At 42.6% G+C, this 26,716-nt stretch carries 3 protein-coding genes; all 3 read right to left on the bottom strand.

Annotation, left to right across the window (positions count from 1 at the left end; genetic code table 11):
- Nucleotides 1-75 precede the first annotated feature (75 nt).
- From BJP34_RS09735 to BJP34_RS09725, 3 genes are read right to left on the bottom strand one after another with little or no spacing between them, the layout of a single operon-like run.
- The gene (locus tag BJP34_RS09735) at nucleotides 76-11,535 is read right to left on the bottom strand and encodes a non-ribosomal peptide synthetase (protein ID WP_070392180.1); all 11,460 of its coding nucleotides are present in this window, start codon (nucleotides 11,533-11,535) and stop codon (nucleotides 76-78) included.
- Nucleotides 11,532-20,933: a non-ribosomal peptide synthetase gene (locus BJP34_RS09730; protein ID WP_070392179.1), complete on the bottom strand. Its 9,402-nt coding sequence runs from the start codon at nucleotides 20,931-20,933 to the stop codon at nucleotides 11,532-11,534. Before BJP34_RS09730 ends, BJP34_RS09735 begins: the two co-directional genes overlap by 4 nt.
- Nucleotides 20,930-26,704, bottom strand: a complete 5,775-nt coding sequence (locus BJP34_RS09725) for a type I polyketide synthase (RefSeq protein WP_070392178.1) — start codon at nucleotides 26,702-26,704, stop codon at nucleotides 20,930-20,932. Before BJP34_RS09725 ends, BJP34_RS09730 begins: the two co-directional genes overlap by 4 nt.
- Nucleotides 26,705-26,716 lie beyond the last annotated feature (12 nt).

Here is a 26,716-nt window from a genome sequence, read left to right as displayed (position 1 = left end):
TATAACTTAAGCCGGGATAAATTTAACGGTGTTGTGGAGTGCTGATTGCCCCACAACACCGCCTTAAAAATAAGCCTACGGACGACCCATAGGGTTAGCTGTTTGTGCTTTTTCTAAGGAGGATTTTAACTTTTCGGCTAGAGCACCAATGTATGGCTCTGTCATAATTGTCAGATGGTCTCCTGGAACAGGATGAAGTTCTACTTCTCCAGCAGAAAAATCACTCCATCCCCACATTGGATCGTTTTTTCTACTGTCGTAAAGCAGCCTATAAATATCGACATTAGCAGCAAGTTCTATCGGCACTTCGTCACTAGCTCGAAAGAGAGTAATCTGAGTTGGACAAACCTCCTGTGGAACGTAGCAATAAGCATTTTGACTTGCTCTCGCCACTTTAATCAGACCGCGAATTTGCTTAACTCCTGTTTCAGGAGGGAAAATATTGACCATTTGAAATCGCTCGTTAACATAATTTAATTGCTCCTCAAAAGTTAGCTGTTGGAGAAACTCGTATGATACATCAATGTTTTTTCCAAACATACGACCAAATACATTAGCAATGCTGGTCAACATTTTTGTACTGTTCCAATCTGTATCTAGCTTATGGCTGCCAGACTTTGGTCGCTCCGTATATGGTGCATGCATATCTAGAATAGCTAGTAAAGCCACCTCATTTCCGTGCTTTTGTAATTGCTGGGCGACTTCAAAAGCCACTAATCCACCAAAGGAATGCCCCCCTAAAAAGTATGGACCTTCCGGTTGAATGGACTTTATCAATCCAATGTAGTGGGCCGCCATATCTTCGACTCGCGTAAAAGGTTCTGATTCTCCATCAAGACCAACAGCTTGCAAAGCATAGAACGGTTGCTCTTGACCTAAATAGCGCGACAAATGATAAAAGTACAGAACATTACCCCCTCCTCCGGCTATGCAGAAGAAGGGAGGCTGATAACCAGACGTTTGAATGGGTACTAGCGGAGACCAAGAAATATGGTCTGATTCCTCCCGGAGAACTGTTGCTAGTTTCTCAATGGTCTGACCTTGAAATAAAGTTGCTAAAGATAAATTTCTTTGAAACTGCTCTTCAATTTGAGCCATCAAGCGAATGGCAACAATAGAATCGCCCCCAAGGTCGAAAAAGTTACTTTGGACTCCCACTGGGAAAACATTAAGAACCTCTGACCAAATTTGGGTGAGCTTTAGTTCTACAAGATCCCGAGGAGCCACAAAGGTTTCTTCCTCCAGATCGTGGAGATTATCAGGCACAGGGAGAGCCCGACGGTCAATCTTACCATTCGCAGATAACGGTAGAGCATCGAGTAACATCAACTTGCTTGGGAGCATATAGTCGGGCAAGTGTAATTGTAGATGTTTGCGCAACTGAGAAATCGGATCAGAACCACCAGATGATTTGGCAGGAGAGACTGAAGAGGTTAGCCACTGTTGAGCTTGGGCTGGCTCGATTTTTCCACCTACAAAGCTATACAGTAACATTTGATGGGAGTCTAGCTTAAACAAATCGCTTAACTGTTGGAAATCTAAATTCCCGATCGGACACAAACCAATACCAAACTCAGGAGCCTTAGTCATCAACAACTGCCCAATATGCCCAGCCTCCAGCAAGCAAAATCTTTCTGCTAATTCCCCATACATGGGAGCGATCGCATCAAGTTTGGCAATCAAAAACAATGAAAAAGCAGCTTGTTCAACAAGTGACTGATTGCCGCCGTAAATGTTATCTCCTTCAGCATTAATTAGTGTACTGAGAAAAACTAAGCGGTGTTGTCGAGGACAATAATAATAAATCCCTTCTTCAACTCCAGTTAAACCTTCGGATTTTATCATCAGATAAGTCTGGACTGGATAAAGATTTCCTGCTGAAGGATAAAGATATTTCGGCAGCGGTTTATCCGCTAAACTTAACTGACGCAAGCAGCTTAAAAACTGGCTAAACTCTGGCAACTCCAATGGTTGCTGTTGAAACTGTCGATAACTTTGTCGCTGGAAATAAGCTTGGGTTAGGGCTTCCTCATCAATATCCAAAGGCAAATCTATACCCTTATTCGTTGAGTCCAGGTTCCTTAGACCAGGTTGCTTGAGCTTAAACTCAATTCGTTCAACTGGGTCAGTGATTATGCCCTCTTTTTCACTAGGATAATAAGCTTCTGGCAACTTGGGTTGCGTTTCTGAGGGCACAATATAAGCTACAATTTTCTTCCTGTCTCTTGAGTCGGCGATCGCATTCACCACAGCCTTATTCACTAAGGAATTCCGCATTAGTGTTGTTTCAATTTCTCCCAACTCAATTCGATAACCATTAATTTTTACCTGAAAATCTTCCCGGCCAAGGAACTCAATATTTCCATCGGGTAGATAGCGTCCTAAATCTCCCGTTTTGTATAATCGCTCCTGGGTCAGAGGATGACGAATAAAGTGCTTGGCTGTTTTTTCGTCATCTTTCCAGTAGCCTTGTGCCAATCCCAGCCCACCGATATAAATCTGTCCTGGAACCCACACCGGAGCAGGTTCCATCCATTGATTCAGGACATGCATCGTTTGATTACCAAGGGGTTTCCCATAAGGAATACTCCGCGAGTTAGGGTCAACTTCTCCTATCGGATAATAAATCGACCAAATTGAAGCTTCTGTTGCTCCACCTAAGCTCACTACTTCTATACCTGTCCAGATCGCTTTGATTTGCTGCGGTAAATTCAACGGTATCCAGTCACCCGATAACAAAGCAAGTCGTAGTGGATGATGCTGTGGTGTGGATTGGGCTGACGTGTACTCTACTAACATCTGCATCAGTGCAGGCACTGAGTTCCAAACCGTAACCTGGTGCGCATTGATTAACGAGAGCCAATGTGCGGGATCTTTAGCTTTTGCTGCAGTTGGTATAACAATTGTTCCTCCTGCTGCTAAGGTGCCAAAAATGTCATACACGGACAGGTCGAAATTTAAAGCAGAAACTGCGAGAACTCGGTCATCAGCCGTAACACCAAAGCGCTGATTAATGTCGATAATTGTATTAACCGCTCCTTGATGGTCAATCATCACACCCTTAGGGATGCCCGTCGAACCAGAGGTATAGATGATATAAGCTAAATCCCCAGGCTGGTGCAATCTTTCTAAGGTTCTCTGGACTCCTATGTGAGGGTTATACTCAACATATACACACTCAATTTCTTCTGGCCACGAAAGACTTTGGTACAGTGCCTCTTGAGTGACAACCAAATGGATTTGTGCTTGTGTTAAAAGCGACCACTGACGTTGTTGTGGCAACCCTGGATCGATCGGTATATAGGTGCAACCAGCCATCAATACTCCCAGCACGGCAACAATCTGTTCCCATCCCTTGTTCATAACTACAGCGATGTGAGTGCCTGTAGTTGCTCCTAGTGACCGCAACTGGTGTCCTAGCTTGACAGCATGTTGGTATAACTGTTCGTAAGTTAGGCATAATTCTGGTGCGATCGCAGCAAGTGATGCTCCTCTTTGTTTCACCTGTTGCACAAACAAACCATCCAATGTCTGCTCAGAAGTTACGGTCTTAAGTTGATTAACCTGGTTTAGTTGTTGTATAATCTGTAGCTGCTGTGGTGGAAGCAGAGTCGGATATTTTTCCATCCAGATTTTCTCATCAGTAGCTAATTGCTGAAGATAATTGCAATAGCTACTGAACATATCGTCTAGCAGGTTAGCAGGGAATAGTTCTTCGATAGCATCCCAGTTGAATAATAAAGCTCCTTCTTCTTCTCTGACTTGATGGTCAAGCCAAACTTGTGGAGTTTGAGTAATGGAATAGACCATTTCTCCCAACTGGTTGACCAACCAATCTTGTTGAGCCATGTCACTGAAACCTAGAGTGCTAGTAAAGACAACCCCCATAGCTTGATAAGTGCCTCGTTGACGTCGTAGCTCTCGCTGCACTTCCACACCACTGACATAGCGATGGTCTAAATCCTCCCACAATCTTGCCTGTAGGCGTTGGGCACGTTCAACAAACGTGGCTACTATAGAGTTGTCAACTTCTAGCAGTGTCAGGGATGTGAAATCACCAACAATGTGGTTGACTTGAGGATGTAAAGGTAGACGATTAAAAAGTGTAAGATTGATGGTAAAGTTAGGGGTTTTACTCCAATAAGCTAAGACATCGCTAAAGGCTGCTAGTAAGATTCCAGAACCCGTCAAATTAATTGCACGAGCTTTGCTTTTCAATTTTTGCCACTGTTGAGCAGTAAGCTTTGCACTAAATCGTTTGAACTGAGGCTGTTTAAGAGCCGCTGGCTGTTGTACAAAGGGGAGTTCTGGTGCTGAAGGAAGTGTGGCAATTCGATCCCACCAATATTTTTGAGACTGTTGGTAATGCGGTGTGTCTTTAAGCTGGAGTTCTGCAAGTATATAATCGCGAAATGAAATCTCTACCTTAGGAAGCTCTGTCTGTGGGTTGTAGTATATTTCTAACCATTGTTGCCCCAGAATCATTAGACTCCAGGCGTCTGCAATTAAGGCATCAAAACTTAAGTGCAAACGATAACAATTTGTATCTAACTGAGTTGCACAAAACTTAAATAAAGGCCATGATTCGGCAGCAGAAATTTCGTGAGACATCTGCTGCCGAATCGTTTCTAAATGAGCATTAATGCTATTTTCTGAATGCCGACGCAAATCGAACACTTCAATCTGGTAATCCGGAACGTCACGTAAGATTTGCTGCTGTCCATCGGGCAGTATTACCATTCTCAGCATCTCATGGTGCTTGATAATCTTCTGCCAAGATTGGCTGAGTCTTTCTATATCTATACTTGGACAATCAAGTTCGACGTAAATATGACTAGATATATTTCCGAGTTCAAACGTATCATTTCGTCCTAACCAATAAGCTTGTTGTATTTCTGTGAGTGGGAAGGGTTGGTGAAGCTCAGATGGTGCAGCAATAGCTGTTGGCAGGTCTAAATTTGAGGCTTTGACCTGGGATGGTTCTCCTTGAGTTAATTGACTTATAATTTGATCGAGTTGGGCTACAGTTGGAGATTCAAATAATGTCCGAAGAGGTAGTTCCACTGCAAAGACTTGCCGTAGACGGGTAATCAATTGGGTGGCGATTAGTGAGTGGCCACCTAGTTCAAAAAAGTTATCATTTAATCCGACTGCTGGGACTTTCAACACTGCTGCGAAGATGTCGGAGATGGTTTTCTCGGTGACAGTCCGAGGAGGAACATATTCTTTTGAGTAAATTAGTTGTGCTTCTACTGCTGGGAGTGCTTTCAGGTCTATTTTGCCGTTCGGTGTTAACGGTAGGGTGTCTAAAGTTACAAATGCAGAAGGCACCATGTATTCTGGCAGCTTCTGTTTCAGGAATTCACGCAGTTGATTGGTACTGAGTGATTCGTCCTCACTGACTACATAGGCTACTAGACGTTTGTTACTAGGAAGATCTTCTGTTGCGATCGCAACAGCTTGTTGGATTTGTGGGTGGGTGCTCAGTAAGGCTTCAATTTCTCGTGGTTCGATACGGAAGCCCCTCACCTTAACTTGGCGATCGATACGACCAAGGAATTCGATGTTACCATCACTTAAATAGCGAGCGAGGTCCCCTGTTTTGTAAAGGCGATCTGATTGGGAATTGGAGAAGGGATTAGGGATAAATTTTTCTTGGGTTAGCTCAGGCCGGTTAAGGTAGCCTCTAGCTAAACCATCACCTCCGATGTATAGCTCTCCAGGTACGCCTATAGGTAATGGTTGTAGGTGTTTGTCTAGGATGTAGATTTGGGTGTTGGCGATCGGACAACCAATGGGTACAGAAGTCCCATTTACTCTTGATTGTTTGACCAGATAACAGCAGGTGAAAGTCGTATTTTCTGTAGGACCATAACCATTTATTAATTTACATTCTGGTAAAAACTCAACCACCTTTTGTACATGAGGTGGAGATAAAACGTCACCACCTGCCAACAATTGCTTCACAGATTTTAATCGATCCAAATATTGCTCTACCATTAAATTAAATAGAGCTGCCGTTAGCCATAAAGTTGTGACTTTGTATTTCTCAATTACCCCTGCGATTTCTTCTAAAGTAGGAGTATGAGCGTACATTATCACTAACTTAGCTCCATTGAGTAAGCTCCCCCAAATTTCAAAAGTTGAAGCGTCAAAGGAAATAGGAGCTAGTTGTAAAAACACTTCTTGAGAAGTGAAGCTAGCGTAATTAGTTTCTTTAACTAACCGTACTACTCCCTGATGAATAACACTAACCCCCTTGGGAACTCCAGTAGAACCAGAAGTGTAAATGACGTAAGCTAAATTATCGGAACATACCCCAACATCAAGATTATCCTGAGTGTGTTGCTCAATTTCTTGCCAATCTCTATCCAAACAAACCACCTGAGCTTGGTTTAGTGGTAAAGATTCGAGCAAAGATTCTTGAGTCAACAACACCTTAACATCCGAATCCGCTAACATATAACTCAAGCGTTCCTGGGGATAATTGGAGTCCAAAGGAACATAAGCACCACCTGCCTTGAGTATTCCCAACAGTCCTACCATCATTTCAATGGAACGCTCCACGCAAATGCCTACCAGCTCCTCTGGTTTAACTCCCATGCTTTGTAGGTGATTCGCTAGTTGATTGGCTCTTTGATTTAATTGGTGATAAGTTAATTGTTCCTGCCCAAACACTACTGCCACTGCATCTGGGGTTTTCTCCACCTGATCTTCAAACAATTGATGAATACATTTATCTGTTGGATATTCCCTTGCAGTATCATTCCATTCAATTAACAATTGATGGCGTTCTGCTTCACTCAGTAAGGGAACTTCGTCAACTGTAAGTTGAGGATTAGCTACGATCTCTGACAACAAGTTCTCGAAGTGATTAGCCATACGTTTGATGGTTGAATCATCAAACAAGTCTGTGTTATACTCCCACGAGCCTACCAATCCTTCTTTAGTTTGAGTCATTGATAGAGTGAGATCGAACTTAGCAATAGTATATTCGTATTCTAGTTCGCTTATAGTTATCCCTGGTAATGTTAACTCGCCCATGGGAGCATTTTGCAATACAAACATTACCTGAAATAAGGGTGAATAACTTAAAGAACGTTGTGGTTGTAAGGCTTCCACCACTTGTTCAAAAGGAATATCCTGATATTCATAAGCCTTCAGCGTAGTTGTTTTAACTTGTTCGAGCAGAGTCTCAAAACTAGGGTCGTCTTCAAAACGATTTCTCAACACTAAGGTATTCGCGAAGAAACCAATTAAAGATTCAATTTCAAGGTAATTTCGATTGGCAATAATTGAGCCAATTAAAATATCTGATTGACCGCTGTAACGATATAGTAACGTTGCAAACGCTGCCTGCAAGGTCATAAATAACGTAGTTCCCAACTGGCAGGAAAGAATTTGCAGCTTGTCAGTTAAATCAGTATTTATACAAAAACGTTGGGTTTTACCTTGGTAAGTCTGTACAGAAGGACGTGGGCGATCGGTGGGTAAGTCAAGTAGTTCTGGCGCACCATTTAACGCCTGTTTCCAGTAATCAATATAAGCTTCTCGTACCTGACCATTTATCCATTCTCTTTGCCACACTGAAAAGTCAGCATACTGAATTTCTAATTCTGACAAGGGAGATGGTTCGCCCCCATTAAAAGCTTGGTACAAGCTTGATAGTTCTTCGATCAATACTCCTATTGACCATAAGTCGGAGATAATGTGATGCATCGTTAACAATAATGCATACTCTTTCTCCTCTAAGCACAGTAAACTACATCTAATTAGGGGGGCACTCTCTAAATTAAACGGCGCGATCGCTTCTTGTTGTACATATTGGTATAAAGCAGATTCTCTTTCTTTTGCCTCTAGTTGCTGTAGATCGACTAAGTTTATTTTGATAGTGGTTTCTGGTTCAATAACTTGCCAAGGTCTACCGTCAACAGTCCTAAAACTGGTCTGTAATATCTCGTGACGATGCACTATTTCTGATAAGGCTTGCTCAAAAGCTTTGAGATTTAAATCCCCACTAATCCGAACTGCTCCTGGTATATTATAAGTTGGGCTTGTTCCCTCTAATTGAGCCAGGAACCACAGCCTCTCTTGAGACCAAGAAAGAGGTAATTCTTCCTTCTCGCCTCTTGGTTTGATCGGAGGCGCAGTAAATTGACCTCCATTTCTCCTTAACTGTATTATTTTTCCATCTAATTGCTTTACAGTGGGTGATTCAAAGATCGCCCGGAGAGGAATTTCTATTTCAAAGCTTTGTCTAAGTCGGGAGATTAACTGGGTTGCTAATAGGGAATGTCCTCCCAATTCAAAGAAGTTATCGTATATTCCTACATTTACTCGTCCAAGAACTGAAGCGAAAACATTAGCTATTATTTCTTGATTTGGCGTGCTTGGTGCTACGTATTGCTCTTCTAGACTCAAGTCAACATTAACGGCTAGTAAGGCTTTGCGGTCTATTTTACCGTTGGGAGTTAACGGTAAAGTCTCTAAAGTCATAAAAGCAGAAGGTACCATGTATTCTGGTAGCTTTTGTTTCAGAAACTCACGCAGTTGGTTAGTCTTTATTAATTCATCTTCACTAACGATATAGGCTATCAAGCGTTTATTCCCAAGTGGATCTTCCTGTGCAATCACTACACTTTCTTGAATTTGGGAGTGGCTATTAAGAATGGATTCGATTTCCCCAAGTTCGATTCGGAATCCTCTTACTTTGACTTGATTATCAATGCGACCGATAAATTCTATATTACCGTCACTCAAGTAGCGGGCTAAGTCACCTGTTTTGTAAAGGCATTCCGATCTGCTATTAGAAAATGGATTTGGTATAAATTTTTCTGAAGTTAGTTCTGGACGATTAAAATATCCTCTGCCTAAACCCTCACCTCCAATATACAATTCTCCAGCTATACCAACAGGGACTGGCTCTAGATGTGAGTCTAGAATATAAATTTGGGTATTCGCTATTGGTTGACCGATAGACAGAGGAACATATCCATTTATAGCTGCTGTAGTGCTAGCGGGTACCTGGTAAATTGCAGACCATATAGTTGTCTCTGTTGGACCATACAGATTCCATAATTCGCTACCAGTTTCTAGAATTCGATTGGCTAGTTGAGCTGTTAATGCTTCACCACCACATAACACTTTTAGGGGATAATCGGAAGACCAACCAGCAGTTAAGAGCATTTGCCAAGTAGCTGGTGTTGCCTGCATAACAGTAATCTTTGACTTTAATAATTCAGATAATAGGCTATCTGCATTAGTGCTAATTTCACGAGAGGTGACAACAACTTTTGCTCCTACTGTTAAAGGCAGATATATCTCAAGGGCTGCAATATCAAAGGCAATAGTAGTAACTGCACAGACAGTATCTTCCTGGTCTAAACCTGGAAAATTACTCATAGAATTCAAAAAATTAACCACATTCTTATGGCAAATTTGAACGCCCTTGGGAACACCTGTAGAACCAGAGGTGTAAATAACATAAGCTAAATTACTTGAATTTACTTCAATCTCAAGGTTCTCCTGAGTATTTTGCATTTGCCAATTGGCACGATCGATGTCAACTACCAGGGCAGTCTGTACGGGTAATAACTCAACCATAGATTCTTGAGTTAACAAAACCTTAACTCCTGAATCAGCCAGCATATAACTTAACCGTTCTAAGGGATGATTAGGATCGAGTGGCACATATGAACCACCCGCCTTGAGGATTCCCAACAGTCCTACTATCATTTCTACTGAACGTTCTACACAAATACCTACTAGTACCTCTGGTCCCACTCCCAGACTTTGCAGGTAATGTGCTAGTTGGTTGGCCTTTTGATTTAATTGTTGGTAAGTTAATTGCTCGTTTTCAAAGACCACCGCTAGTGCGTCTGGTGTTTTCTCTACTTGTTCTTCAAACAATTGATGAATACATTTATCTGTTGGATATTCCCTTGCAGTATCATTCCATTCAATTAACAATTGATGGCGTTCTCTCTCACTCAGCAAAGGCAGTTTATCTATACGTTCTTGGGGAGCTTCCACGACCGCTGCTAACAGGGTCTGGAAATCTTCCGTCATCCTAGTAATTGTTTGTTCTTCAAATAAGTCAGTATTATATTCCCAGGTTCCTATCAGCCCAGATTCTGTCTGTTCCATTGATAAGGACAATTCAAACTTGGATGTCCCTGGATGTATCTGTGGCAAGGGTTTGATAGTGACGCCAGATAACTCTAAAGGCTTCACTGGAGCATCTTGGTACAGATACATCACCTGAACTAGAGGTGCGTAACTCAAAGAACGCTCTGGTTGCAGGGCTTCTACCACCTGTTCAAAAGGGACATCTTGATGGGCATATGCTGACAACGTTACTTGACGGACCTGCCTGAGCAACTGCTCAAAACTTAAATTACCTTGCAGGTTCATCCTTAAGGGTAGAGTATTAGCGAAAAAGCCAATCAGGGATTCTACTTCTGAATAGTTGCGGTTAGCAATTAGCGAACCAATCACCATATCATTCTGAGCACTGTAGCGAAACAGAAACACAGCAAACACTGCGAACGTTGTCATAAAAAGGGTGGTTTCCGAATGCTGGCTAAGTTCTTGAAGTTGCTTAGTCAAGTGTTGGCCAACAGCAAAGGTTTGAATGTTACCCTCGTAAGTCTGTATTGGTGGCCTTGATTTATCGATCGGCAACTGCAACAAGGCAGGAGCATTAGCTAATTGCTGTTTCCAGTATTCCAGTTGCTTGTGTTGTAATTCCGCTGATAACCATTGTCTTTGCCAAGAAGCAAAGTCAGCATACTGGATAGATACCTCGGATAAAGGGGAGGGTTTGCCCTGACTGTAAGCCTCATACAGTACTGATAATTCTTCAACTAATATTCCACCTGACCAAACATCAGTAACAATGTGATGCATGGTAACCAGCATGATAAAGTCCTGCTGTGATACTTGTAGCAGACTCACTCGCAGGAGCAAATCTTCGGACAGGTTAAAGGGGGTTTGTCCTTGTATCTGGGCATACTGTTTTATTTCTGTTTTCTGTTGTGTTTTTGGTAAATGCTTCAAATCTACAACTGATATTTCCAAAGCAGTATCGGAAACAATGACCTGCATCGGTATGCCATTGACTGAGTGAAAGCGGGTTCGGAATACTTCATGGCGTCGAATAATTTCACAAAAGGCTTGCTGGAGGACTGGGATATTGAGATTCCCGCTTATTTCCATGGCTCCCTGCTGAATGTAAGGAGCTGTTGAACCCTCAAGTTGGTCTAAGAACCAGAGTCTTTCTTGAGAAAAAGAGAGGGGCAAGTTTTTGTCTCTGGGGACAACCGAAATAGCGGGTGGAATATTGCTATCTGTTTTTTGTCTAACTTGTTTCAAATACGACAAAATTTCTGGTTTGCGTTCAGCTATCCGCCGCGATATTTCAGGTGTTAACACATCTTCAGGAGCTTGACAGCGTAATTTTTCTCCATCAGAGGAAACTTGAATATTAAGTTTACGCAGTTGAGAAAGAAACTTGACAATTGTTTGATTTTTCATAATTCTATCTCCTTTATATTTGTGGTTTCTGAATATTGTATATCTTGATCCATCCAACTAATCACTTCAATGTGTTCAACCAAACCAGCAATTGTCGGTTCTTCAAAAAAGTCAGACAGTGGTAGATCGACTTGGTAAAGTTTTCGAATTCTAGAGGTTAACTGAGTCGCAAGTAATGAATTGCCACCAAGGTCAAAGAAATTATCATTAACACCAACTTGATTTACCTCTAACTCTAATATTGTTGCCCAGATGTCAGCTAACTTTTCCTCAATAGGAGTACTGGGGGGCTGGAAACTTCTTTTTTGTACTGACACCTCAGGGGCCGGTAGAGCTTTACGGTTAACTTTCCCATTTGCAGTTAAAGGGAAGACATCCATCAACACATAATCATTGGGCAGCATATACTGTGGCAATTTTCCTTGTAAATGCTCGTGTAGTTGTTGTGGAATAGATTTGTCTTCCTCTGAAGGTTTACCGAACACCTGTTTAGTTTGGACTGGGTCAATCTGGCCTCCAAGAAAACTATATCCTGGTAGCTTTGCTTTTTCAACAGAGGGTTCACTGGGGACAACATAAGCGACTAAACGTTTGTGTTCCGAGTCACCAAGGGCCATAACAACAGTATCATTGACAGTAGAATGCTCGCTTAATGCCGCCTCAATTTCACCCAATTCAACGCGATAGCCATTGATTTTAACTTGGAAATCTGAGCGCCCAAGAAATTCAATATTACCATCAGGCAAATATCGTCCCAAATCACCGGTTTTGTACAATCGTTCGTGAGTAACTGGGTGAGTGATAAAACTTGCGTTTGTCTTTTTCTCATCTAATAAATACCCAGAAGCCAAACCAACGCCTCCGATATAAAGATCTCCACATACCCAGACTGGAGTAGGCTGCATTAGATCGTTGAGGACACAAACAGTTTGATTGGCAAGGGATTTACCGTAAGGAATGCTCTTAGTTACAGGGGAAATTTGTTCGATCGGATAATAAATTGACCAAATTGAGGCTTCAGTTGCACCACCTAAGCTAACAATTTGGATCTGGCTCCACAACTGTTTAATTCGCTCTGGTAACGTTAGGGGTATCCAATCGCCACTAAGCAATGCTAATCGTAGAGGACCATGGGACTGGTCAATCTGCCCAGACAAGTACTCAACTAACATTTGCATTAGTGCGGGTACAGAGTTCCACAATGTAACTTGGTGTTTAACAATTAACTCGTACCAACGAGCAGGATCTTTAGCATCAATCGCAGATGGGATGACCAAAGTTCCTCCAACAGCCAAGAGCCCAAAAATGTCATATACTGACAGGTCAAAATTCAACGCGGACACCGCTAATATGCGGTCATTAGCTGTAACATTAAATCGCTGGTTGATGTCGAGGATGGTGTTTACTACTGCTTGATGCTTAATGATCACCCCTTTGGGTAAACCTGTAGAGCCAGACGTATAAATTACATAGGCTAAATCTTCTGGATTATGTAGGGGGACGAAGGATATTGAATCATTTTTTCTTGACTCAAAAGTATCTACAGACAAACACTCAATTCCCTCTGGTATTGCTAGTTGTTCTAACAGAGGTTCTTGGGTCAGAACCACCTTCACTTCCCCTTGGGTCAGTAAAAATTCTCTTCGCTCCTGGGGGAGTTCGGGGTCAATAGGCACATAGGCCGCACCAGCCATCAAGATTGCCAAGACTGCAACAACTTGTTCCCATCCCTTGAACATTACTACAGCTACTAAGCTATTGCGCGAAACTCCCAGTTGTTGCAACCAATGCCCGATGTTACAGGCGCGTTGGTGTAAGTCTCCATAGGTTAAGCAGCGCTCTGGGGTAATCACTGCCAATTCTTGATAATTTTGTTCCACCTGCTGCAGAAACAGACCGTGTAAGGTTTGTTGGGGAACAGGTAGACTCATCTGGTTGAGTTGGGCAAGCTGTTGGAGTTGGGCTTTTGGCAAGAGTTGAGGGTAGAAGTCCATCCAAGCAGATTCTGAGGTTGCCAGGTGTTGCAGATAATCTGTGTAACTCTGGAACATATTATCAATAACACCTTCACAGAAAAGCTCTTCAACTATATCCCACTGAAATATTAATTCCCCTTGTTCTTCCAGAACTTGATGGTCTAGCCAGACTTGAGGGGTTTGGCTAATGCTATAGACCATTTTTCCTAGCTGATTAACCCACAATTGTTCTTCCGACTCGATACCAGCCCCCAGAACGCTGGTAAAGACAACCCCCATAGCTTGATAACTTCCATAGAGGCGGCGTAATTCTCGCTGCACTTCCACACCACTGACATAACGGTGGTCTAAATCTTGCCACAGTTGTTCCTGTAGCAGTTGAGCACGCTTAATAAAAGGAGTCGGTTTTGAGTTGTCAACTTCTAGGAGCGTCAGGGATGTGAAATCTCCAAGTACCTCATTAACTTGGGGATGTAAGGGTAGGCGATTAAACAGGGTCAGGTTAATGGTAAACTTAGAACTCTTGCTCCAACAAGTTAATATGTCAGCAAAAGCAGCTAATAAAACAGTAGAATTAGTCAAATTTGCCTGACTTGCCTTGTCTTTTAATCGCTGCCAATCAACAACATTTAATCGCCCACTGCGACGTGTAAACTGCGGTTGTTCTAGAGCAACTATCTGCTTGGCAAAGGGTAATTCTGGTGCTGGCGGGAGAGTGGACAAGCGATCGAACCAGTAATCTTGAGAACGCTGATACTGTGGTGTAACATCCAGCCCTATTTTAGCCAGTACATAGTCGCGAAATGACAGTTCCAATGAAGGCAGGGAACTTTCTGGGTCTCGATACAGTTGCAGCCAATACTGCCCCAGTAGCATTAGGCTCCAGCTATCAGCAATTAAAGCATCAAAACTCAGATGGAGGCGATAGTGCTTTTCATTGAAGTGAGTGGCCTGCAACTTGAACAATGGCCATTGCTCAGAGGGTAATATTTCGTGAGACATTTGCTCCCGAATTGCCTTGAGGTGGTCACTAACTGCTGGTTCTGGCTGGTTTTGTAAATCAAAAACTTGTATTTGATAGGGTGGTACTTGTTGTTTGACTTGCTGTTGTCCGTCGGGTAACACTACGGCTCGCAGCATATCATAGTGGTCAACTAATTTCTGCCAAGCCTGGTTTAAGCGTTCTATATCTAAGTTTTCAGAATCGATCTCTATGTAAATATGGCTAGCAACATTACCTAAATCAAAGGCTTGATTTCGACCTAGCCAATAAGCTTGTTGAATATCAGTTAGAGGGAATGGTTCGTAGCGTTGTTCTGGGTCAGGTACAAGGGTTGGTAAACTAGTATCTGATTTTTGCCCTGGTAAGAGATTTTCTTTGATTATGGTTTGCCCCAGTTCACCAACTGTAGGTGATTGAAACAGTATATGCAGAGAAACCTCTTGATTAAAGGTTTGCTGTATACGAGAAACCACTTGCACTGCTAGCAGAGAATTTCCGCCCAGAGCAAAGAAATTGTCATGGATACTAGTAACAGGAACTTCTAGTACCTGCTGAAAAATTTCAACGAGTTGATGTTCTACTTGGTTGCGTGGTTTTGTTTGTTCAAAAAGACCAATACCTGTGCTCAGTCCAATCAGCTTTTCTCGAACAATTTCTCCAGTTTCATTTAGAGGCATCTCGGCAAGTTGTGCCCACACACAACGGCTGAGTCTGTCAAAGCGATCGCGTACTTCCAACGCTTCTAAATGATTAACTGGTAATTGTTCGACCTTGGAGGTGAAATAAGCAGTTAACTGCTGTAGGTTTTGAGGTTCTGAGGTAATAGTTAAACGTTCAATGTTGGGTTTACTCCCATCCAAACCCACAAACAAATGATGTTGGCCACGAGACAACGCGGCTAATAAAGAGCACATCCCTTGTGCCTTATTAATCGAAAAGTAGCCTTTAGCATGGGTCAAGTCTTTCATTTGATAGCCCAGACTCATGCCGATTTCATCCCACATACTCCACGATAAGCAGTAGCTTTGCAGGCTAGTATAGCTCTGCTGGTAATCGAAAAACGCTTCCATAAAACTAGAGGCAGCAGCATAAGCACCTACAGTGGTACCGCCAAAGAAGCCATTGATGGAAGAAAAATGAAGAAACAAACCTTGAGGATTATCTTCCAGCAGTAGTTTATGTAAGACCCAAGTCCCAACGAATTTGGGACGAAGAACGGCAGTGAAACTTTCTAGGGTTTGGGATACTAATAGTTGTTCGGTGAAAATTCCTGCTAGATGGATAATCCCATCAAGCTGGCCTCCCCATTTGGATAGAGTTGTTGTCAATAGCTGCTGCAACTGAGCATAATCACAGATATCTACATCTTCATAAATGACTGCCCCTGGTAGTTGCTGCAATTGTTGATAAGCTTGGATTTTCCTTGCCAGTGCATTTCCACTATCTAAATGAGTTTGCCAAGTATTTTGATCGGGTAGAGAAGTGCGACCAACTATCAGCAACCGTGCTTGATAATTCTTAAGTAGGAAACTAGCAATTTCAGTTCCAATACCTCCAAGCCCTCCACTGATTAAGTAGATACCACCTGTTATGAAGGGTAATTCTTGCTTTGGTTCTTCAGCTAGATTTACAGATTCGATTCCACAAACCAAGCGTTTTCCGTCTCTGTAGGCTACTTCTGTTTCTTTGGCAAAATTGTCCAGTTCTTGCCAAAGGTAGGACTTATTGACTTCAACCTCTAGTACTGGCAGATCGATGTGGCGACAGTTCAACCATGTCATTTCTTGACCAATTGTTTTCAATAGGCCCAAAACTGTCCCTTTCTCATAGGCTATCTTATCACTCGGTACTATCGACTGACTGTAACTTGATACCCACAGTAATTGTACCGACTGCTCTTCACTCCTAGATTTTTCTAATGCTTTCACTAAGAACAGCAAACGAAAAAACCCTTGCTTTTGTGACTGCTCCAGCGCTTCTAGGTGTGAAATTTCACCTCTATATTGATCGTATTCCCACAGGCAGACAATCTGGCCAATCGTTTTGTTTTCTTGTGCCAATTGCTCTAAAAGCATCTGATAGTGTTCTGCTCGGTCGGGCACAAGAGAATAATGATTGTCACTGATTTTGGTAAAGTTTTCACCGACAGACACTTGGATAGAGGGCTGGTGATGTTTTTCTAATTCCTCAGATAAGACTGTTCCTAGCCCTAAAGTATCGCTAAATATTAAGGTTGTAGTTATCTGGGAAGACAGATTAAAAACAGGGACTTTGGCTTGCCAGACCTTTCGGTAAAACCAGCTTGGAATAGTATTAACATTCAATAGTAACAAATCTACCCGTTTGAGAATGGTGTTAAATTCACCAGATTCAAAACGCTGTTTTAGTTGAGAACGTTGAATTTTACCGATCGCTGTTTTGGGAATAACGTCTCGTTCTACAGGAATCAAATAATCAGGATTAATCCCAAAACGGTCAACTACTCGTAAGCGAACTTCCTTTAACAAATTTGCTTCTCGATCGCTTGCGGTTTTGGCTGGGTTAAAAAATATGGCTAATTTGTCTGTATCGCTTTCGGCATCTCTGACAGCACAAGCTGCCGTATAAGAAACTTCTACACCTTCTATTTCTTCTATTGTGGCTTCAATTTCATGGCTATAGTAATTTAAACCGTTGATGATGATAATATCTTTTTGCCGTCCAGTTATTGTTAAACACCCCTGTCGCAGGAAGCCTATGTCTCCAGTATTAAACCAACCATCTTCTGTAAAAGCATCTTGGTTTGCCTCTGTATTTTGATAATAACCAGATGTGACAGACAGTCCTTTTACTTGTACTCGACCCGCCATTGTCTCTTTCACTATCTGGTTTTGATTATCTACTATTCTGATGGCGAACCCTGCTACTGGAGATCCTACTTCGACAAATTTCTGCTCGTCTGTGGTTGAAGATAGCAGAAATTTAGATGAAAACGTTACCGCACTTGAGGTTTCTGACATGCCCCATGCTGGATGCATAGCGCGATCAAGGAGCTGATATTGACCTAATACTTCTAAAAATCGCCTGACAGTTTTTGCAACAATTGCCTCTCCAGCATTGAGAATAAAGTGCATAGAGGACAAATCCCATCCTTGGTTATTTTCTGGTTGACCGCCCGTCTTTTGTCGATTTTCTAGTTCTTGCACAATTAGCCCATAAGCAAAGTTTGGAGCCCAAGTAATTGTGGCTCGATAGTGGGAAATCCAATCTAACCATCGTGTCGGTTCTTGCAACACCAGTTCTGTTGGAGCGTGGATTTGCTGACATCCCAAATAAACGTCCCTCAGATGGAACATCACTATTCCCCCAACATGGTCGAGGCTAAACCAATTTAAGGAAATGTCTTCTTTGCTAAAGCCGTTGAATTGAACGGTTGATGCACTACGGCTTAACAAACTACGGTGGTTGTGCATGACCGCTTTGGGCATACCTGTACTGCCGGAAGTTAGCAGCAATAGCACCAAGTCCTCTGATTTTGATTTATGCCAATTACGATCTGCCTCTGAATCTTTTAATGGTTCTATGGGTTCTATCTGAAAGTTTTCTAACTTTAATTCTTCTGCCCACTGATGAAGTTTTGGAGCTAACTTTTCCTCTGATAGTACCAATGGCTTTCCTAGCATCTGCCAGCTATTTTGCAGCTTGTTCAAATTGCCTGTTGCGGAAATTGGTACCGGGATGAATCCTCCAAGAATACATCCCCAAAATGCACTAATAAAGTTTTGATTGTCTGCTAGTTGAAAGATTACCTTGTCTTGGGGCTTGAGACCGAGTTTTCTCAATCCTCCCAATAATCTTTGGGCTTCCTCTAATAAATTTTTATAGGACTGTACGAACTCAGTTCCATCAGCTTGGATATATACTAGACCTTTAGTCGGATTCTCTAGGGCTGCTCGTTGCAGTATTTCCCCTAAAGTTTGTGCCTTTAGGTCTATTAAAGACTCTCCTTGGCTGATAGCTAGCTGGTTTACTTCTTCCTGTGGCAAGTTCTTTTTATCTTTCTCTATCAAGTTATCAGTTTCAACTTGAGGAGAATCTGTAACCCTTCCCCTTGGGGGCGACGGGACTAAATCAGAAATATGTAATCTGGGAAGGGTTTTTACTTGTGGCTGAACTACCACTGCTACTTGCTCTATTTCTGGCAGCGATCGCAACTGTTCTTCCCAACGTGACACTAACTCGGAGTCAATCACCTCCAATTGGGCTAACGCTGATTCATCTATTAGTCCTTTGCCTGTTAAGGGCAGGTTAGATACTGTTACATAGGCACTTGGCAGCATATAGCTGGGTAATTCGGTCTTTAACTGGTTGTGGAGAGACTCTGACAAGAAAGATTTAGAGGTCACTACATAAGCAACTAGTTGTCGTTGTCGCATGATCACATAGCAGTCTTCCACCCCAGTAATTGCCAGTAAGGCTTTTTCTATAGCCTGCAACTCCACCTGATGCCCTTTAATCCAAGCCCAACGTTGCCCAAATCCTTGCAATTCCAGACCACCATTGGCACGAAGACAACCCCGTTCCCCAGTTTTCAATAAACTACCAAGTTCGGGATGCTCTACAAAACTAACTGGGGCTTGTTGGGTCCGATTTATCTCACTCTCAGTTAAATTGCCACCTCCAACATAAACCTCTCCTGTTACTCCTGGAGGTACTGGTTCTCCATAGGAATCTAAAACATAAACTGAAAAATCAGTTGGCCAACCCACAGGCACTACTTCTGTATACTCTCCCAACTGAGTTTGGTTGCCACTAACCTCTCCTGGATAGCCAAATAAATCCTCAAACAATTGATAGATAACTTTATTCTGCCCCTGTTTGCCCCCCAAGTTATTTCCGACTGCTAGGCACTGCTGCCGCTCGGTTGCTGTTAGTAATGGTAATCGATCTATGTTAGCAGTCGGCTTTGTTACTATTGCTTGTAATAATGTCTGGAAATGCTCCACCATTCTGGCAATAGTCTGTTCCTCAAATAGATCGGTACTGTACTTAATAAGTCCACCAAGGGACGAGCCAACCTGTATCATTTCTAGTATGAAATCAAATTGACACTCCTTCGTTGGTCTGTCAAAGGCTTCTAACTTAAGTCCTTGCCAATCCGAAGACGTCTTCATTTCACCAGAGAGCAGCTTTCGCCATTCAGACATTTGCTGTAGCAGGAAAAAAACTTGAAAAATTGGAGAACGGCTAGGGTCGCGATTTGGCAGCAATCGCTCTACTAACAATGGGAAAGGGTAATCTTGATAGTTTACTGCTTCTAATACAGTATGCTGAACTTTAGTGATAAACTCCTTAAAACTTAGATTTTCCGAGGCCGACATCCTCATAACAACGGAGTTAGCAAAGAAGCCTACAATTGGAGCCTCTTCAGCCCTATTTCTACCTGATGTGGGAGAACCAACTAAAATATCTTCTTGACCTGTGTAACGATAAAGAAAGACGCCAAATACAGCCAACAATAGGGTGTAGAGCGTGACATTTTCTTTTTGAGCTAATTCTATAAGCTGCTGACTGAGTTTTTCAGATAAGCTAAAATGATAGGCTGCCCCCTCGTAGGTTTGTATGGGCGGGCGTGGTTTGTCTGTGGGTAGATTTAAGGTTGGTAATTCGCCCGCTAGTTTTTGTTTCCAGTATTGCCAAAGGATTTCTCCTCTAGGGCTATCCAAAATTTTCCTTTGAGCGCGAACATAATCTTGATATGAATACTTTAGAGGGGGAAGAGATGCTGGGACATTGGTCTGTTGAGCTTGGTACAGTTTAGGTAATTCCTGAAAGATGATGTCTAAAGACCAGCCATCACAGGCAATGTGGTGTATTGTCAGCAGTAGAATATGCTCTTGAAATGACCGCACAAACCACCTAACGCGCATCGCCGATTCTTTTTCAAGGTTAAAAGGGTGCTTGTGAGCTTCAACCACTCTCTGATTTAATTCCTCTTTACTCCAAGCAGAGGCATCAACCTGCAAAAAGTCCACGTCTTGATCGCGATGTACTTGTTGAATTGGTACTTGACCTAGCTTAGTAAATGTGCTTGACAGCATGAGGTGACGTTGGCATAGAGCTTGAAAAGCTTGCCTCCAAGCTGTCACATCCACCTGGGAGCAAATACGAACAGGTACGGACACGTTATAAACACAACTACCAGGTGCTAGTTTCCAGAGAAACCACATTGCCTGTTGTCCGTAGGAAAGGGGATGAACATCGAGAAGATCTGGGTTGTCATGCAGTAACTGTAAAATCTCTGTCTTATGTTGCTTCAGCAGAGCCAATACTGATGCAGTTGATTCTTCTTTGGGAGCATCGTAGCGTAACTGCGAACCTTCACTCCAGATCTGCCAACCTTTAATTGAAAGCTCTTGTAAAAACTCAACTAAATTCATAATTCACCCCTTACTCGTTCTATCTGGTCTGGTTCCTTTGTGTAAAGTTGTTGGTGATTTTCTCCCTCAACTTTTTGACTGATATCAATCTCGTTCAGTTGATATTTTACCTCAGTTACTATATCGGCAATACTAAGCCCTTCTATAAATTTTACAGTAGGAATATCTATCCCTAGCTTCACTAGACTCATATTTCGCAATTCTACAGCCATTAGGGAATCAAGTCCCATGCTATTTAAAGGTTTTTGTAAGCTTATTTCCGAAGCGCTTGTGCGTAACGATTTAGCAATTTCATTTTGAAAATGATTCAATAAAATGTTTTCTCTTTTACTTGGTGAAGCTGCTTGTAATTGTTCTAAGATGCTAGACTCCTGACTCTCTATCGTTTCTATTGAAGGGGTTGTCATATCTACAGTAGAGAGAGTCATCAGGTCACTAAATAGCTTTCCTAATCCCCTTACTTCATAATATTTCTTAAATGTAGACCAATCTACCTTTGTCACTAGTGGTTGGATAGCATTGGTTTTTAAAAGAAAACTTAAGGCATTAAATCCTTGCTGTGGTCGTAATTCTCCTAAGCCAATCTGCTTCATCCATTGTACATAACTTTCCTCAGAAACCATTCCCCCAACACCGAGACTTCCCCAATTTATACTTAATGCTGGGAGCCCGATCGAACGACGATAATAAGCTAAAACATTAAGAAAGTGGTTAGCTGCATCATAATGTCCGTGACCTAGGGAACCCCATACTGACCCAATGGAAGAAAAGCAGATAAAGAAGTCTAGGTTTATCTCTTTGGTTAGTTGATGAAGAACCCACGTTCCAACTGTCTTCGGGCTAAGTATCGATTCAAGTATTTGATGAGTCATCTGACTTAATTTGTGTTGGTCACTTAAACCAGCAGCATGAATAATACCCCGCAGTGGTTTTTGAACAGTATGGATCGACTTAATAATTGAGGACATTTGAGCTTGGTCGGTAACATCAGATGCGTACACTGTTACGCTAGCTCCCTTCTCTTCCATGAGCTGAATAGCTTGAACCTGTTTCCATTCATTACTCTCTTGGTCAAGGTTGGTCCAATGTTCCCGTTCGGGAAGGCCTTTGCGTCCGATTAATGCTAGCTGGCGAGCTCCTTGCTCTACCATATATTGGGCGAACTTCAGCCCCAAGTAACCAGTACCACCAGTAATCAAGTAAGTAACATCAGGCCGGAACTGTAGACTTTGAGATTCTATGAAGTTCTTATGCACTAGGCGTGGGACGTAACGCTGTTCATCTCGAAAGACAATATGGTTTTCACCATTTGAATCCCCGATTTCTGCTAAAAGTTTGGCACAGGAACGTTCCAACGATGAATTAGGGTCTAAATCTATCATTCGTACCGACAATTCAGGATGTTCTAGAGAGATAACTCTACCCATTCCCCATAAAGGTGATTGTCCTAATCCCGATCCCGAATCCTTGATGCCAAAAACAGGCTGTGCATCTCTCGTCACAAGCCACAGATGAGGCGAAAGCTGAAATTTTGCCTCGTTCAAGGCTCGAACCAAATATAAGGCAGTTCCACATCCCTGTATTGAAGCTACTTTCAGGTCTTCTATTGTTAGTTCCTCTGCTCTTGGAGTATCTAAGCTCCATAGATGCAACACTCCTTTAAAATCGGGCAGATTAGCTTTTACCTCTGTCACCAGTTTTAAGTAGTCATCAGAATTTTCCGGGTTTATGGTAAACTCATCTGATGCTATCTGTTGGTACTCCTTTCCTGGAAACACCAAATTACAGACTTGTCCGCAGGTCCGCAGTCGATCGGCTAACTGTTGAGCGATGCCTTGCTGGTCTGCAAAAATTAACCATCCCTCACTGGGCGACAACGATGGAGTAGTTGCAGTTTGAGCAATAATTACACTCTGGGAAGATATAACCTCTTCTGTTCCCTGAATATTGGGCAGGTTTACCACTTTGGGAAAACCGCTTTCTATTAGCAATTTCTGCCACTTTGATACACTTAGTAGGGGTTGATTAGGTCGTAAATCAAAATCCCTAAAATTCCACCATCCGTCTAACATTCCAGCAAATAAAGTTACCCACCGCCTGGGAGTTGTGATTTCCAACAACACCAACATCCCTCCAGGTCTCAACAACTGCCTCACATGCTCTAGAGTTTTACGCAAAGAGGCTGTAGCATGGATTACGTTAGCTGCCACTATCACATCGTACTGATGGGGTTCAAAGCCTTGAAGTTCGGGATTTTTTTCAATGTCTAAGTTTTGATAGTGTATGAATGGGTAATCCTTAAATTTATCCTGTGCTTTGCTGGTAAATAAGGTACCGATATCGGTGAAGATATATTCTGTTTGCTCTGGATTCAGATGAGGCAATATATAGCTAGTAGTTCCCCCTGTACCAGCTCCAATTTCTAATAATCGCACCCCTCGGCTTGGAGGTAAATTTTCTATGGCAGTAGCGATCGCACGCTGGACTAAAGTGTTAGTAAATTTTGCTTCAGGAGACTGTTCATATATTTGAGTAGCTATAGTTAAATCCCCTTCAGGGAAGACAACTTGCAGGGGTTCTATAGTTCCCTGCAAAACTGCTCTCAATTGGGAACCACAACGCTCTAACATAGTTAGTTCTGCATTAGCGCTGGGGAATTGAGCAAGTAAGGTCTGATTTTTTTGTTGTAGATTGACTTTTTCAGGAGTTTGGAGTGTCACCCACTGATTTTCGGTGTAGCGCAGAATTTTTACTTCTGCTAGCATTTCTAACAACAGGTTGAGAAGTTGTTGATATTGTGGTACTACACCTAATCTTTGGGCTAGGGATTCAGTGGAGAAGTTTTCCCCCAATTTAAATGACCATCCCATTTTGTCAAAGGCTTGCAAGACATATTCCACACTCAAAGTTTCTAATTGTCTCACAAGTTGACTGTAGCTATCCAAGTTATTAACAGAGGCTAAAGACGACACCAAAGGTTGTAGTTTCTGGTTAATGGTCAATGGGTCTAGAAGTTCCTCTGATGGAAACTGGCTGCCAAAACTAGCTTGAGGTCGCCATTCTACTTCGTATAACCAATCCCGGAACTCTTCTTTATCTACAAAGTTAGTAAAGTTAGTTGCTTTGGTCCAATACCGTTCTCTTTGGAAAGGATAAGTAGGTAATACTACTTTTTCACGGATATAATCTTTGTCAAGGCCTGACCAGTCTACCTCTACACCTCTTACGTACAATTCCCCTAAGCTCTCTAGCAATTGTTGCCAGTCTTCGCGATCTTTGCGCAGAGAAGGCAACCAAACCCCCGTGTCCTCTGGTAAGCATTGGCGTCCCATTCCCAGCAAAATTGCCTGGGGGCCAATTTCCAAGAAAATTTGACAGCCTTCCTGGTCTAAAGTCTGCATACCATCAGCAAAGCGGACTGGTTGTCGTATATGATTCACCCAATATTCAGGACTGCTAGTGTCATCGCCTATTCGTTGCCCAGTAACGTTAGAAATTAGAGGAATCTGAGGCTGATTGTAGGAGATTTGCCATGCGGCTACCTCAAACTTCCCTAGCATTGGTTCCATCAGCGGAGAGTGAAAAGCATGGGATACTTGCAAAAATTTTGCTTTTATTCCTTGCGTTGACACGCTGCTGTAAATCTCCTGGATGGCTTCACTTTTACCAGAAATTACTATACTGCTAGGGCCATTGAGAGCTGCGATCGCAACTTGATCGCCATAGGGAGCAATCACTTCTCGCACTTGAAATTCTGATGCGAGCAAGGACAACATCTCACCACCTGGAGGCAATTGTTGCATTAACTGTCCCCGCATTGCAATCAATTTGAGACCGTCTTCTAGGCTAAAAACCCCAGCAACACAGGCAGCGACATATTCGCCCACACTATGACCGATGACAGCATCCGCCTCTATGCCCCAAGATTTCCATAATTGGCATAGCGCATATTCCAGAGCGAATAAAGCAGGTTGAGTATAGGCTGTGTTGTATAACTTTTGGTTTGCCTCGCCAGATGTTGGAGAAGACAAATCAATATCTGGATAGAGAACAGAAAGTAGTGGTTTTTCCAGATAGGGACGCAAAATTTCTTCACAGCGTTTGAGGCAATTACGAAATGTCGGTTGGGTATCGTAGAGTTGACGCCCCATGTTCAGATACACAGACCCTTGACCAGTAAATAAGAACGCTATTTTCTGGCGCTTGGGACTGCATATTTGACCGGTTGGCACTGTATCTTCGCCCTGCGCAAGATCGCGCAGAGCCTTTTGCATCTCTGTTGTAGATGTTGCCGTAACAAAAAGGCGGTTATCAAAATGCGTTCTTCCTGTATTGGCAGTAAAACAAACGTCTGCTAGCTTTGCGGATGAGTTTGATTTCAGATGAGCCTCATAGCGCTCTACTAATTCACTCAAAGCCTTCTGATTTTTGCCTGAGAGAGCAAGAATGTGAGCAGGGCGTTCAATTTCATTAGCTTTGGTTTCTTGTTTGGGAGCTTCCGACAAGATCACATGGCAATTTGTGCCACCAAAGCTAAAGGAACTGACCCCAGCCAAGCGAGGTTCTGTAGCAACAGACCAAGGTTGGCACTCAGTAGGTATAAAAAATGGTGTACCTTCTAACTCAATTAAGGGATTCAGTTGTTTGAGGTGCAGGTGGGATGGTATTTGCTGATGTTGTAGTGATAGAACTGTCTTAATTAGACCAACTATTCCCGCCGCAGCTTCCAAATGACCGATATTGGTCTTAATTGAACCAATCCCACAGGACTCAAGAGGCGATCGCCCTTGACCCAGTACTGCTTTTATGGATTCAACTTCTATTGGGTCTCCCAAGGAAGTGCCAGTACCGTGAGCTTCAACATAACTAATCTGGGCTGGCGCTACACCAGCATTTTTTAATGCTTGCCTGATAACTGCCTGCTGCGAACGCCCATTGGGTGCAGTCATTCCATTGCTGAGACCATCATGGTTAACTGCCGAGCCTTTGATAACTGCTAAAATATTGTCTCTATCCCGGAGGGCATCACAGAGGCGTTTGAGGACAATTACACCGCATCCTTCTCCTCGTACATAACCATCGGCGTCTTTGTCAAAAGTCTTACAAAAACCGTCCGACGCCATCATCCGAGCTTGAGAAAAAGTGAGAGTGTATTCGGGGGACAAAACCAAATTCACCCCTCCGACCAAGCACAAATTAGATTCACCGCTTTGCAGGCTTTGACAGGCAAAATGCAATGCTACCAGCGATGACGAGCAAGCTGTGTCTATCGCCAAGCTAGGTCCGTGCAAATTCAGTATATAGGAGAGACGATTCGCTGCAATACCAGGCGTGATGCCAATGCCGCCATAAGCATCTATATTAAGGTGATCATTGAACACCAGTCGGCCATAATCACTAGCAACGATTCCTATAAACACACCTGTTTGGCTGTCAGCTAACTTATTTGGTGCCAGTCCTGCATTTTCCAGAGCTTCCCAGGCTACCTCTAAGATTAGTCTATGCTGGGGATCCATTGACTCTGCTTCTCGGGGAGAAATTCCGAAGAAACTCGGTTCAAACATATCTATCTGTTCGAGGAAAGCGCCCCAACGGGTGTTCATTTTTCCTGGTGTAGCTGGATCTGGATCATACAAGGCATCAACATCCCATCGATTTGAGGGAACTTCAGTGATGGTATGCACCCCATGCCGCAGCAAATCCCAAAAGCTTTCTGGATTTCCAGCACTTGGAAAACGACAACCAATACCTATAATCGCGGTTGGATCCATGTAATTTGCACC

The organism is Moorena producens PAL-8-15-08-1, from assembly GCF_001767235.1.
Taxonomy (GTDB): domain Bacteria; phylum Cyanobacteriota; class Cyanobacteriia; order Cyanobacteriales; family Coleofasciculaceae; genus Moorena; species Moorena producens_A.
This window is presented reverse-complemented; position numbering and strand designations above follow the sequence as displayed.

Bases quoted from the DNA above. Each gene is read 5' to 3' on its own strand.
- BJP34_RS09735 (WP_070392180.1), bottom strand. From the start codon at position 11,535: ATGAAAAATCAAACAATTGTCAAGTTTCTTTCTCAACTGCGTAAACTT.
- BJP34_RS09730 (WP_070392179.1), bottom strand. From the start codon at position 20,933: ATGAATTTAGTTGAGTTTTTACAAGAGCTTTCAATTAAAGGTTGGCAG.
- BJP34_RS09725 (WP_070392178.1), bottom strand. From the start codon at position 26,704: ATGGATCCAACCGCGATTATAGGTATTGGTTGTCGTTTTCCAAGTGCT.